11 protein-coding genes, 1 pseudogene and 1 riboswitch are annotated in these 13,486 nt (G+C 38.8%); of the genes and pseudogenes, 4 read left to right on the forward strand and 8 right to left on the reverse strand.

Going from position 1 to position 13,486, the window contains the following annotated elements:
* The first annotated feature begins 245 nt into the window (after positions 1–245).
* Positions 246–815, forward strand: coding sequence for an alkyl hydroperoxide reductase subunit C (gene ahpC / locus OR571_RS20715; RefSeq protein WP_282245659.1), 570 nt, complete (start codon positions 246–248; stop codon positions 813–815).
* 12 nt (positions 816–827) lie between these two features.
* The gene (gene ahpF, locus OR571_RS20720) at positions 828–2,357 is read left to right on the forward strand and encodes an alkyl hydroperoxide reductase subunit F (RefSeq protein WP_282246323.1); all 1,530 of its coding nucleotides are present in this window, start codon (positions 828–830) and stop codon (positions 2,355–2,357) included.
* A 163-nt stretch (positions 2,358–2,520) separates the two neighbouring features.
* On the opposite strand, the gene OR571_RS20725 is transcribed toward ahpF, so the two are convergent.
* Both OR571_RS20725 and OR571_RS20730 read right to left on the reverse strand, forming a co-directional pair.
* A complete protein-coding gene (locus OR571_RS20725; protein WP_282245661.1) occupies positions 2,521–3,345 on the reverse strand; it encodes an ABC transporter ATP-binding protein in 825 nt (274 codons plus the stop codon).
* Between the two features lie 1,088 nt (positions 3,346–4,433).
* Positions 4,434–4,973, reverse strand: coding sequence for a flavodoxin family protein (locus OR571_RS20730; RefSeq protein WP_282245663.1), 540 nt, complete (start codon positions 4,971–4,973; stop codon positions 4,434–4,436).
* Positions 4,974–5,102: 129 nt separating this feature from the next.
* On the opposite strand from OR571_RS20730, the gene OR571_RS20735 reads away from it, so the two are divergent.
* Both OR571_RS20735 and OR571_RS20740 read left to right on the forward strand, forming a co-directional pair.
* A complete protein-coding gene (locus tag OR571_RS20735) occupies positions 5,103–5,999 on the forward strand; it encodes a LysR family transcriptional regulator (protein WP_282245665.1) in 897 nt (298 codons plus the stop codon).
* Positions 6,000–6,190: 191 nt separating this feature from the next.
* Positions 6,191–8,334 (forward strand): annotated as a pseudogene (locus tag OR571_RS20740) (type IA DNA topoisomerase).
* Positions 8,335–8,382: 48 nt separating this feature from the next.
* On the opposite strand, the gene thiE reads toward OR571_RS20740, so the two are convergent.
* The 6 genes from thiE to OR571_RS20770 are packed head-to-tail and all read right to left on the reverse strand — an operon-like array spanning position 8,383 to position 13,121.
* Complete coding sequence (gene thiE / locus OR571_RS20745) at positions 8,383–9,000, reverse strand: thiamine phosphate synthase (protein ID WP_282245667.1); 618 nt, start codon at positions 8,998–9,000, stop codon at positions 8,383–8,385.
* The gene (gene thiM, locus OR571_RS20750; protein WP_282245669.1) at positions 8,990–9,799 is read right to left on the reverse strand and encodes a hydroxyethylthiazole kinase; all 810 of its coding nucleotides are present in this window, start codon (positions 9,797–9,799) and stop codon (positions 8,990–8,992) included. The genes thiE and thiM overlap by 11 nt, the downstream gene beginning before the upstream one ends.
* 16 nt (positions 9,800–9,815) lie before the next feature.
* Positions 9,816–10,622, reverse strand: coding sequence for a bifunctional hydroxymethylpyrimidine kinase/phosphomethylpyrimidine kinase (gene thiD / locus OR571_RS20755; protein ID WP_282245671.1), 807 nt, complete (start codon positions 10,620–10,622; stop codon positions 9,816–9,818).
* Positions 10,591–11,112, reverse strand: a complete 522-nt coding sequence (gene thiW / locus OR571_RS20760; protein WP_282245673.1) for an energy coupling factor transporter S component ThiW — start codon at positions 11,110–11,112, stop codon at positions 10,591–10,593. The genes thiD and thiW overlap by 32 nt, the downstream gene beginning before the upstream one ends.
* Before the next feature lie 17 nt (positions 11,113–11,129).
* Positions 11,130–11,813 carry a thiaminase II gene (gene tenA, locus OR571_RS20765; RefSeq protein WP_282245675.1) on the reverse strand — a complete coding sequence of 228 codons (684 nt, stop codon included), beginning with the start codon at positions 11,811–11,813 and terminating at the stop codon, positions 11,130–11,132.
* Positions 11,814–11,843: 30 nt separating this feature from the next.
* Complete coding sequence (locus OR571_RS20770) at positions 11,844–13,121, reverse strand: acetylornithine deacetylase (RefSeq protein ID WP_282245678.1); 1,278 nt, start codon at positions 13,119–13,121, stop codon at positions 11,844–11,846.
* A gap of 98 nt (positions 13,122–13,219) precedes the next feature.
* A riboswitch (TPP riboswitch) is annotated at positions 13,220–13,324 on the reverse strand.
* Between the last annotated feature and the right edge of the window lie 162 nt (positions 13,325–13,486).

Here is a 13,486-nt window from a genome sequence, read left to right on the forward strand (position 1 = left end):
GTTTCGGACCCATGAAAAGACGCATCTAGTCAATAAAACTATTATTAGCATCAGTATTAACCGATGACTCGTACTCTAGGACAGAGTAGAATTGTTGACAAATCGGGACACTTATACGACAATAATTATGTAATTATAATTATTATAGTTAAGATGCAGTATATTTTATTGTTACTGCCGTTTAGGACTGGACTATATAACCTAAACTAACTATGTACAAAAACACACTAGGAGGAATTTTAATTATGTCTTTAATAGGAAAAGAAATATTACCATTCAAAGCTTCAGCTTTTAATAGCGGTAACGGTGAATTTATCGAGGTTTCTCAAGAAAACCTAAAAGGTCAATGGAGTGTTGTTTGCTTTTACCCAGCAGATTTTACATTCGTTTGCCCTACTGAACTTGGAGATCTTCAAGATCAATATGCGACACTAAAAGATCTTGGCGTTGAAGTATATTCTGTTTCAACGGACACACATTTTACACATAAAGCATGGCATGATCATTCAGATGCAATTAGCAAACTGGAATATATTATGATCGGTGACCCTGCACAAACTATTTCACGCAACTTTGATGTACTCGACGAAGAAGCAGGTCTTGCACAACGTGGTACATTCATCATCGATCCAGACGGAATCGTTCAAGCAGCTGAAATCAATGCAGATGGCATTGGTCGTGACGCAAGCATTCTAGTTGATAAAATCAAAGCAGCACAATATGTTCGCAACAATCCAGGTGAGGTTTGCCCAGCAAAATGGAAAGAAGGCGAAGAAACACTTAAACCAAGCCTTGACCTTGTAGGGAAAATTTAAGGAGTAGATACAATCATGTTAGACGCAGATATAAAAGCACAATTAGCCCAATATCTTGAATTGATGGAGGGCGATGTTCTACTTAAAGTTAGCGCAGGAGAAGATAAAGTGTCGCGTGATATGACGTCACTAGTGGATGAGTTGGCCACCATGTCATCTCGCATTAAAGTAGAAATGGTAGACTTAGAAAGAACACCGAGCTTTAGCGTTAATCGTATCGCTGAAGATACTGGCGTTGTTTTTGCTGGTATACCACTTGGACACGAATTCACTTCATTCGTTCTTGCCTTATTACAAGTGAGTGGTAGAGCTCCTAAAGTCGATGAGAAAGTGATCGCACAAGTGAAAAACCTTGAGGGCACTTATCGCTTCGAATCGTATATTAGTTTAAGCTGTCAAAACTGTCCGGAAGTTGTACAAGCACTTAACCTAATGAGCGTGTTAAACCCTAACATAACGCATACGATGATTGATGGCGCAGCGTTTAAAGATGAAGTGGAAAGCAAAAACATCATGGCTGTTCCGACTGTATTATTAAATGGAGAATCATTCTCTAGCGGTCGTATGTCTGTCGAAGAAATTTTAGCAAAACTGGGAAGCGGACCAGATGCATCAGAATTCGCGGATAAAGATCCGTATGATGTACTCGTTATCGGCGGTGGACCAGCGGGTGCAAGTGCAGCAATTTATGCGGCACGTAAAGGCATTCGTACAGGGATTGTTGCTGATCGTTTCGGTGGTCAGATTTTGGATACAGCTTCGATCGAAAACTTCATCAGTGTTAAGCATACGGAAGGTCCTAAACTTGCTTCAAGTCTTGAGGAACACGTAAAAGAGTACAATGTCGATGTGATGAACTTACAGCGTGCAAAACGTTTGGAGAAGAAAGATCTAGTTGAAATTGAACTGGAGAACGGTGCTGTTCTAAAGAGTAAAACCGTTATCCTTTCAACAGGAGCGCGTTGGCGCAATGTTGGAGTACCTGGCGAGGCTGAGTTTAAAAACAAAGGTGTCGCATATTGCCCTCATTGTGATGGCCCATTATTTGCAGGTAAAGATGTCGCTGTTATTGGCGGAGGTAATTCCGGTATCGAGGCAGCGATAGACCTTGCAGGAATTGTAAACCATGTAACTGTTCTTGAATTTATGCCTGAGTTAAAAGCCGATTCTGTTCTACAAGAGCGTCTTTACAGCTTATCCAACGTTACAGTTCATAAAAATGTTCAAACGAAAGAAATTACCGGTACTGATAACGTAAACGGTATTACTTACATCGAGCGTGAAACAGGTGAAGAAAAGCATGTTGAACTAGCTGGTGTTTTTGTTCAAATCGGTCTTGTGCCGAGTACGGAATGGCTAGGTGACGCCGTTGAGCGTACGAAATTTGGAGAAATCGTTGTCGATAAGCGTGGTGCAACGAACGTACCCGGCGTATTTGCTGCAGGAGACTGCACAGACAGCGCGTATAAACAGATTATTATTTCGATGGGTTCAGGTGCAACTGCTGCTTTAGGTGCATTCGATTATCTAGTTCGAAACTAATGAACAAATAGTTAAAGGAACAGGCCAAAATGAGCCTGTTCCTTTTTTGTGCACAAAAGAAAAGCTGTGTAAACTTGTGTGGCACTCTGTTTATTTTAGACATCAGCCCCCCTCTTCCCTCTGGGAGTGAGCCAACCATCCTCGAAATATGATAGTTATATTTTTATAGTAAAGTTTTTACATTACTAAACTTTATCTTTTCAAAATCCTTTTGTATCGTTAGCCATGGACGATCTTCTTCCCAACGAATTTTTACCGGCATTTTATAAGCTTCTGATAATTGTTCATCTGTCAGAACGTCTTCCTTTGGTCCCGAAGCTACTATTTTTCCGTCTCTAAGAAGTATCACATGCGAAATGACATCCACAATTTCTTCAATATGATGGGTCACATAAAGTAAATGACAATCGTTTTGGACAATCTCATTCATTAGAAATAATACTTCTTCACGGGAGAATACGTCTAAACCTGTACATGGTTCATCGAGAATAAAAATTTTTGGATCACTCATTAAAGCCCTAGCAATAAGTACCCTTCTTCTCTCTCCTTGTGACAACAAATTATATGATTTTCCACTCAAATAATCTAAACGCAATGCAGAAAGTAAAGCATCCGCTTTTTCCCAGTCTTCATTTGACACTTTTTCGTATAAACCAAATGAGGCAAATTTACCGCTTACAATAATTTCCTCTACTGTTTCGCGCTCTAAAATTTGAGAAAACCTCTCTAATGAACTACTCACATACCCTATATCCTTCCGTAGCTCTGGTAGGTTGGTCTTGCCAAATTCATTGCCTAGGACTGAAACGTTTCCCGCGCTTGGAAAGTTATAACCATTGACTATGTTTAGTAATGAGGTTTTTCCAGAACCATTCAACCCCAGAATGGCCCAATGCTCATTTTCTTTTACTTCCCAGTTAATCTGACTTAATATTTCCTGACCGCTTCTTCTCCACGATACATCCTTAAAAGTAATAACTTTATCCATAACTTTCCCCCATATTTGAAATAATTTCATACTTCACCTTGAGTTGTGCACAGTTGCTCAGAATATATTCGTTTATCACAATATATTATACACAAGTTAATATACTTTAAATTATAGAAGAGTAGATTAGTAAAAACTCTTATAATAGAATGCATAAAGGAACAAGAGCGCTAAGCACCTGTCACTGGCCAATTTAGCTCATGAGAACGATAAAGTACAATAACGGACATAATAAGGAAACTGCGCGGTAACAAGTTGAATAAATTATCCGCAATGATTTTCAGTACAGGGCGGACGCTTTCCGCCGGGTGAGTGATGAGCCTTCACCGACGCTTTCGCGTACGTTGTGAAGTCTCATCTTCTCACTCTTCCGGCAGGAGTCGCCGCCCTTCCGCGAAAATCAAAGGAGCTTGCTGACTAATTCGTTTCTCGCTTTAAAACCAAGAGTTTTATTGGAACCGAAGAATAAAAGCCATTATTAGTAAATATCTCGTAGAAACTAGTCCAGTAAATGGGTAAAAGCAATCAGCAGTTTAGAAAGTAAGTAACTAGTTCTATAAGAAAGCAACCAATTTAGATACGTAAGCAATCAATCAAAGAGTTTGCTTAATAGGAGATGAAATTAATTTTACTAAAATATACATTACTCGGTATTCTGTTTCACTGATTGATAAGTAATTTTTTTCATCTAGTGATAGCCGCCACTTTTAGCTACGTGCAGTGGCTCTAATATTTCTAATTGGTTTGTGTAGCTAAACGTTAATTAGCTAGCATATTTTGTTGATTGAAGCGGAAGGCGGCGACTCCAGCGGGAACAGCGCGAGCTGAAAGCCCCGCAGGAACGTAAGTTCCGAGGAGATTGAAGCCGTGCCCGCGGAAAGCGTCCGACTGCAGCGGAAATCATAATGGACACTTAATCGAACTTGTTTACCGCACAGTTTCTTTATAATGCTACTTGAAAAAAGTTTCCGCCTATCTAAATCTTCTAGAGTTCCCTAACCAATAAAAAAATGCACATATCAGATTGGATATCTGGATTAATGTGCATTTTGAATGTTCCAGTCAACAAATTTGTTACATAGGATTTACTAGCGAATACTTTCCTGAAATTTACTAGCCGCATATAATGCTTGTGTATCTTGAAGAATTTCCCCCGGTTTGTTACCTTCCCCAATAATATACCCTTCAAAATTTGTTCCCATAAAATCAAAAATATGTTGGAACTGCTGAATTAGTGGTAAGCCTTTCACGTATGGGTTATCTCCACCCACTGCAATCACATATGCTTTTTTTTGAGCCATTTGATTTTTAAAATCAGGATACTGTGCGTCTTTCAATGTCTGAGACCAGCGATCAATAAAATTTTTCATCGTTCCCGACATGGTATACCAATAAATCGGCGTAGAGAAAATAAGAATTTCATGCTGAAGTATGCGATCAATGATTGAATTATAATCATCATCGATTTTCGTAAACCCTTCCTCAGCATGCCGCTTATCCTCTATCGGTTTAATCAAATAATCCTTCAAATATATCTCTTCTACGTCCAATCCTTGAATCGCCTTCTTTGTTAATGTCTCTGTATTGCCGTTTGGACGAGTTCCTCCGTACAGAACTGCTATGGTCATCATAAATCCCTCCACTTTATCGTGAATTTGTTATTCTATAGTTTCCATTATATAATGAAAACATTAATCATTAAAACGGATTATATTGATTGAATCAATCGTAAAATACGATTTAAGAAGGTGAAACATTTGGAGAACAAACATCTTATTACCTTTCAGATAGCAGCTAAAACTCTGAACTTTACCCAAACTGCTAAAATATTGAATTTTGCTCAATCGAGCGTAACAGCACAAATGAAATCGCTTGAAGCCGAACTGGGAACACCGTTGTTTGAACGTCTAGGTAAACGATTAATTTTGACAGAAGCCGGGCGTAAGTTTCAATTATACGCTGATAAAATGATTAGGCTGAATGAAGAGGCAAAGATGGCTGTTGGAGGAGATGAAGAACTATCTGGGACTCTTACAATTGGGGCACAGGAAAGCCAGTGCACTTACCGACTTCCTCCCATCCTCATGGAGTTTAAGAAGACATATCCTAACGTCAAAGTCATTTTTAAGCCTGCACATTCTGACGAAATGGCTAGAAAGCAATTACTGGATGGTTCGCTCGATATTGCATTCATTATGGATACAGTAAAACCAGGAGAAGCCTTGAAAATAGAGCCTCTTATACAAGAAAATATCAAATTAGTTGCTGCGCCCGATCATCCATTACTTGCAAGACCGGAAGTTTATCCAAAGGATTTAGAACAAGAAACCTTTTTGCTTACTGAAACTGGGTGTTCTTATCGAACTTTATTAGAAGACAATCTTCGTTCAGCGAAGGTTTACCCATTAAATAAATACGAGTTCGGAAGTATAGAGGCCATAAAACAATGTGTTATTGCAGGATTGGGTATAGCTGTACTACCTAAAATGGCAATCGAGTCTGACATTCGTTCCGGGAAAATGAAGGAATTAGCTTGGCTAAACACCTCAACACCTGTTTATACCCAGATTGCTTGGCATAAAGATAAGTTGATGACTCCTCCGTTACAAGCTTTTATACGATTAACTCATGAAACCTTTAAAGCTTTTTCATGAAACGCTGGGAAACCATACTCGCTTTCAATTGCTCTCTCGAGTAAAGGGTCCCCCTCTCCCATAGGCGGATGATGAAATAACCTATCAATGAATTAATAAAATAAAGACTTCCATTGAATTAGAAAACCTTCTTAATCTATGCGATAATAAAGGAACGAACGTTTCTATTTTACCCGAAATGAGGTGCCGCTATGAAACCTGTCATCCTAGCTGAAAAACCATCCCAAGCAAAGGCATACGCAGACGCTTTTTCTGTTAAGCGCCACGAGGGATATTTAGAAATCAACCCATGCCCAATCTTCCCTGAAGGAGCATATATAACTTGGGGAATCGGTCATTTAGTAGAATTGAAAGAACCAAAAGCATATGATCCGAAATGGGATAAATGGTCGCTAAACAGTTTGCCAATTTTGCCAAACCGATATGAATTCCAAGTGGCAAAGGGTAAATTCAAACAGTTTACGATTGTGAAGAAGCTCATAAAAGGGACAGATACTGTTATTAATGCATGCGACGTAGACCGTGAAGGTTCGAATATCTTCTATAGTATATATAACCAAACAGGTGCGAGAGGAAAAACGATTAAACGATTGTGGATAAATTCACTGGAAGTTGAAGAAGTTCAAAAAGGATTTGCTAATCTACAGGACAATCGCAAAGATCTTCTGTTGTATGAAGAAGCGAAAGCCCGTCAAATTAGTGACTGGCTTGTAGGGATGAATGGTTCAAGGTTATATTCTCTCCTTCTGCAATCGCAGGGTATTCGAGAAGTATTTCCAATCGGACGTGTTCAATCGCCAACTATCTATTTAATTTATCAACGACAAATGGAGATAGAAAACTTTGTTTCAGAACCCTTCTTTGAGATTGAAGCAATGTTTACAGCAGAGCATGGGACCTATAAAGGAAAAGCAAAAGCAAAAGAGCCAAAAAGAGAAATCATTCAAGCACTGCTCGCGAAACATAATATCCATCCAAATTCACCTGGAGTTATTACTTCTGTGGAAAAGCTGGATAAACGAATGCCACCACCGCAGCTCCATTCTTTGTCCACGTTACAAGCAACTGCCAATCGCTTGTGGAAAACAAGCCCCGCAGATGTCTTAAAGACAATGCAAGGGCTATATGAAAAGAAGCTTGTGACGTATCCAAGAACGGATTCTCGCTTTATAACTACAGGTGAGTTTTCTTATCTTGCTGGACAATTATTGGAATATCAACAGCTTATTGGACACCCCTTCCCTGTTGCTTCGCTCGTTCCTAAAAGGCGTTATGTGGATAATTCAAAAGTTCAGGAACACCATGCGATCATACCGACCAAAAAACTACCTACACAAGCTAAGCTTGCGGGGTTATCTAATATTGAAAGAAATCTATACGAAGAAATCGTACGCACGACACTCGCTATGTTTCATACCGATTATTTATACACGGAAACAAAAGTGATAACCGATGTAAACGGGTTACCTTTCTTTACTACCGGTAAAACAGAGCGTGATAAAGGTTGGAAAGCATTGTTTGTTCGTTCTTCTAAAGAAACAGAAAAAGAAGAACCCTCACTTCCTCCTTTAGTTGAACAAGAAAAAGTAGAGAGTAATATTGGAATAAAAGAAGGAAAAACCCAACCTCCAAAGCCTTACACAGAAGGCCAACTAATAGCCATGATGAAAACTTGTGGAAAACTTGTGGAGGACAAAAATGAAACAGATATTTTAAAAGAAGTCGAAGGTCTTGGAACGGAAGCTACTCGTAGTGGAATTATTGAAACAATTAAGCGTCATGGCTATATTGATGTAAAGAAAAACATTGTGTCCATTACCGATAAGGGACGTGTTCTTTGCCAAGCAATTGAAGGAAATCTTCTTGCAAGCCCATCCATGACAGCAAAATGGGAAACATATTTGCGAAAAATCGGCAATGGAGAAGGTTCACAGGAACGGTTTCTTGGTAGCATCGCAAAGTTTATTCAAAGCTTGTTACAAGAAGTCCCGAATCAATTAAAAACAAAAAATATTGATATAAAACTCGCTCCTCGTGCATCAAAATATGATTCGAAATTCAAGAGAGATCCTATTGTAACTTGTCCCAAGTGTAAAAAAGGGTCCATAATTGCCCATAAAAGTTTTTATGGTTGCACAGAATACAAAATGGGTGTACACAGACGTTTAACGGCTTCTTTTTAAAGAAAAAGATTACTCCAAGCCAGATTAAACTGCTTTGCACAAAAGGAAAAACAAATGTGATCAAAGGATTCGTCGCAGAAAACGGTCAAACGTTTAATGCTAGCCTTACCTTTGTAGAAGGCAAAGTGAAACTAGATTTTGCAAAAGAATAAATTGAAAAAGAGGATGTCCCTATCAAATACAAAGGATATCCTTTTTTTCTACTTCTTAAGCTTTTCTAAAAAACTTTTCGCTGCAAGAGAAGGGGAATCTGCTTTCATTATAGCGGACACAACAGCAACTCCAGCAATTCCTGTATGTTGTAATGCATCAACATTCTCTATCGCGATACCACCAATCGCCACTACAGGGATTGTAACAGTTTTCGTTATTTCTTCCAGCACTCCGTGTGGTAATAGCTTCGCATCCTCTTTTGTACCCGTCGGAAAAACAGAGCCCACTCCTAAGTAAGTTGCTCCATTCCTTTCCGCATTCCTCGCTTCTTCTAGAGTTCCAGCTGAAACACCAATAATAAATGATTTAGGGACGATTTTCTTTACAACAGCAAGGGGTAAATCAGACTGTCCAATATGCACGCCTGCTGCATTTACTGCAATGGCTATATCTATTCGATCATTTATTATTAACGGAACATTATATGAATCTAACAGTTCTTTTAATGCCTTTGCTTTCTCATAAAACACTTTTCCTAAACTACTTTTTTCCCGGAGTTGTACAATCGTCACGCCACCTTCGATTGCTTGCTCCACCACTTTTAACAATGAATCTACCGGGACTGATTCTTCCGTCACTAAATACAATGTCATATCAAGATTCAAGAATAGAGACCTCTTTCCCCCATATATTTTCATCTAACTGAAAAATCTCATCCATCAATTTAACTTTAAATTGGCCAATTCCGGCTCCTTCAGAAAGTCTTCCTCTCGCTCGCTCTCCTGCTAAACTCATTGCTGACATTCCCGCGATACTCGCTGAAAAATAATCATCTGTTGTTCCTGCAAAGCTAGCTATTAAGGAGGTTGTCATACATCCTGTACCTGTTACTTTTGTTAACCATATATCGCCGTTTTCAATTTGAGCGATCTCTTTTCCATTAGAGACAATATCAACTTTTCCACTCACTACTACAATACAAGAAAAAAGATTTGCAGCTTTCTTCGCAAGTTCTTTACTATCCAATGAGTTATTCCCTGCATCTACACCACGCGTTTTCCCATTTCCACCAATTAGTGAATCTATCTCACTTACATTCCCTCTAATAACTGCTACTTTTATCTTTTCTACTAGTTCTCCTGCTAACTTTTTTCTATACGTTGTAGCTCCTACGCCGACCGGATCAAATATAACGGGGATTCCTTTTTCATTTGCAGCTTTCCCAGCTAGTAGCATTGCAGAAAAAGTCGCCGCTTGAATTGTTCCTATATTCAGCACTAGTGCGTTTGCTAATTGCACCATTTCCTCTACTTCTTCAACACTTGTTGCCATTACAGGAGAAGCTCCAATTGCAAGGGTTACATTTGCACAATCATTGATTGTCACCATATTGGTAATATGATGGACGAGTGGGTTTCGACTGCGGACAAGTGAGAATAAGTCACTTACTACTTTTCTATTCATCTAGTATTTCTCCTATCTATTTCATTCCCATTTTCGAGCTCTCATATAAATCATAAAAATGATGTGTCGGTCCGTGTCCTGAACCTAAAGGCAAACTATGCGTAATCGCAGTAGTTATATACTGTTTTGCTAATGTCGCCGCTTCAAGTAAAGTAGAGCCTTTTGCTAGATTTGCTGCAATTGCAGAAGATAATGTACAGCCCGTTCCATGTGTATTTTTTGTCTGAATTCGATTCGCTTTTAACCAATGAAAGTCCACTCCATTGTAGAAAAGATCATTTGGAGGCCCCATCAAATGTCCCCCTTTTATCAGTACAGCATCCACCCCCATCTCCATTATTTGCTCACACGCTTTATACATTTCCTCTTCCGTTTGCAATGTTCGACCTATCAATACTTCCGCTTCTGGAATATTTGGTGTGATAATAGACGACAAGGGAAGGAGTTCTTTCTTTAAAGCTTCTACAGCAGATTGTTCTAAAAGATAATGACCGCCCTTTGAAATCATGACCGGATCGACGACAATATATTTAGGTTTATATTTCGTTAATGCTTCCGCTACTACGTGAACAGTATCCTTATTTCCTAGCATTCCAATTTTCACTGCATCGACTTGAATATCGTCAAAGACTGCTTCTAATTGGTCTTGAATGATATTCAAATCAATTTGTTGAACAGAGCGCACCTCTTTTGTATTTTGGGCAGTCACCGCCGTAATGACAGACATTCCGAATGCCCCATTTGCAGAAATTGCTTTAATATCCGCTTGGATACCTGCTCCTCCTCCTGAATCAGATCCTGCTATTGTAAGCACTGTTTTCATCTAATAATCCTCCCATCATTTTGTTTTTCATCATCACTTTTAACAATCCAAACGCTAAAAAGGCTCCGGTAAACGAACTAAACATAAAGGCTGGCACAAATCCAAAAAGTGTTAGTTCTTTTCCAAATAGAAGGACGCCTATTGGGTACGTTGCAATGGCACCGAGAATCCCAGTACCAACAACTTCTCCAACAAATGCAAATCCAAGCTTTTTCGTTTTTGAATACAAGAAACCAGCCAGAAGTGCGCCAATTACACTTCCTGGAAAAGCAAAAATAGAGCCCGTACCCAATAAATTTCGTAAAGTAGAAACGATTAATGCTCCCCCAACTGCATACCATGGACCTAACAACACAGCCAAAAGTACATTTGCGAAATGCTGGATTGGGAAAATCTTAGCAAAACCAACCGGTATAAATATGAGATGACTAGATATGGTCGTTATCGCAATAATGACCGATGTCAAAGTTAGCTTTCTGGTTTTATTCATTCTTTTCACCTTCTACCTTAGATTGGCCATTCTTCTAATTGATCGTTCATTTCCCAAAATAGATACTCGAACTTAGACGTCATTTGAAAATGCTCTTCGATCCGAGCAAGTTCTCTTTCGGGTTTACCTTCCGTTAACGTATCCATTAACTGGATTAACCACTTTGCGCCAGCTGCAAATTCTTCGGAATCATATGTTTCAATCCATTTTGCATATTTGTTTGTGGACAAACTATCACCATATTGTGCACGCAGTAGCTTCCCAATTTCCCAGTAATCCCAAGCACAAGGGAGTATACAGGAAACTAGTTCTACAAGGGAACCATTTTGAGCAACATTTAACATATAGCGTGTATAAACTAAATTTGTAGGAGTTGGCTTAGTAGCTTCTAACTCCTCTTTAGAAATGCCAAACTCTGCAGCGAAAGCACGATGTAAATCCATTTCAAAATGGAGTGTATCGTGAAGGGTTTTTGAAAAGTTGGTCATCATTTCTAAATCAAGTGATTTTTGAACTCCTACCGCAAAAAGCTTCGAATAGTCTAATAGATAGACATAATCCTGCTTCATATAATGAATAAACTTTTCTTCAGCCAATGTTCCTTTCCCTAATTCCTGCACAAATGGATGTTGATGATTCTTCGCCCAAATTGGTTTTACATTTTCAAATAATCGTTCGCTAAATTTCATTGTAGAAATCATAAGATATACCTCCTGAAAAATTGGTTTCTTTTATTTTTTGGTATTACACCATTGGTAAATAAATAACAATAGAGTTTGAGTAAACAAGAGTAGTTCCTCTATATTTAGTTTTTCATCAACCGAATGCGCTTCTTCCAGTTTTCCTGGACCATAAATAACTGTCGGAATTCCAGCTTGTCCAAGCCAGCCTGCATCAGTAACAGATTTGGACATTCCTATTTGGACTAGATCTTTGTCTATTTGCTCATGACACGCTGCCAGTAATTGAACCGCTGGATGTTTCGTATCCATTTTTAATGCCGGAAATATCTCTCCTCTTTCTTCAATCATAGATTTTCCACCCCAACGATATTCAAGAGGGTTTTCTCTTAACCAAGGATCCGCCATCGCTACTTGGTTTAAATGATTTTCTATTTCAGTAGTAACTGATTCGTACGTTTCATCCGGATAAAAATGTACCGTAATCCAAAGTCTGCATTCATCTGCTATAAAAGCTGCATGCCTGCCACCTTCAATAACCGCTGGATTTATCGTTGTTGTGCCTGGAGCAAATCCAGGATACTGTTTTGTTACTGCCCAATGTCTCTCCAAATCTTGAAGACCAGCAATAATTTTCATCATTTTTTCTATGGCACTTGCGCCTTTTATTAATCCTCCTGCATGCAACATTTTCATCCGCATGGCATCATGGAAAACATCCTTACTTTTAATCGTTATCCAACCAGTTATTACTCCACCTTGGCCGTGAATTTGACGATCACTTCCATCTACTACTAGAGCAAAATCAGCCGTATATCCTCTCTCTATACAAGAAAGCGTTCCCGCTTCTCCCGCCTCTTCTCCAATAACAGACTGAATTTGTAGATCACCTTTTATTTCAATATTTAAATCTTTAAATAGTTTGACAGTGAATAACGTTGCGGCCATTGCACCTTTCATATCAGAGGTCCCTCTGCCAAATACATATCCATCTTTATTTGTTAGCTTAAATGCTGGCACAGTCCAAGCACTCTCATCCCCAACTTCTGCCACATCAATATGACCGTTAATGATTAGACTGTGATAATGCAATCCATCTGCTCCTCTTTTTATTCCTACTACATTCGGATCATTTGGAAACACATCCCAACTATCGGTTTCAAATTGGTGTGCTTCTAAAAAGTTGGCAATATAATTTTGGATCTCCTCTGTATTTCTTGCAGGAGGACTAACTGTTGGAAAACCAACTAGTTCTTCCAGTATCAGAAGGAGTTCCTCTTTACGTTCATTTACTGCTTTAATAATTCGATTTTGTATTTCTTTCTCCATTGCTTTTCCCCTTCCAAGCAATATTTTTCTAAACAAAAAACCGCTCTCCATAAACGGAAAGCGGCTGTTTTCTACATAATGAAACTAAACGTACGACAGTAGGGACCCAGCTGCTTCCCTCCGCTAGTATTAACTAGATCAGGTTCAAAGGGTTTACATCCATGATGTGTCTCAGCCTATAATAGGCTCCCCTAGCAGTCATCTATTTAATTGTTCATGCATCTAAATATTAACACAACTATTTAGAATTACAAGAATGTTTTGCCAAGTGCTAATCTATCTATTTGAACAGTGAACTTTTTAATCTTCGCTCTTTTTAGCTTAAGAGTTATTCGATATACCTTGGCGCATTCCTGTAACAAGAA

Source organism: Psychrobacillus sp. NEAU-3TGS, from assembly GCF_029955155.1.
GTDB lineage: Bacteria > Bacillota > Bacilli > Bacillales_A > Planococcaceae > Psychrobacillus.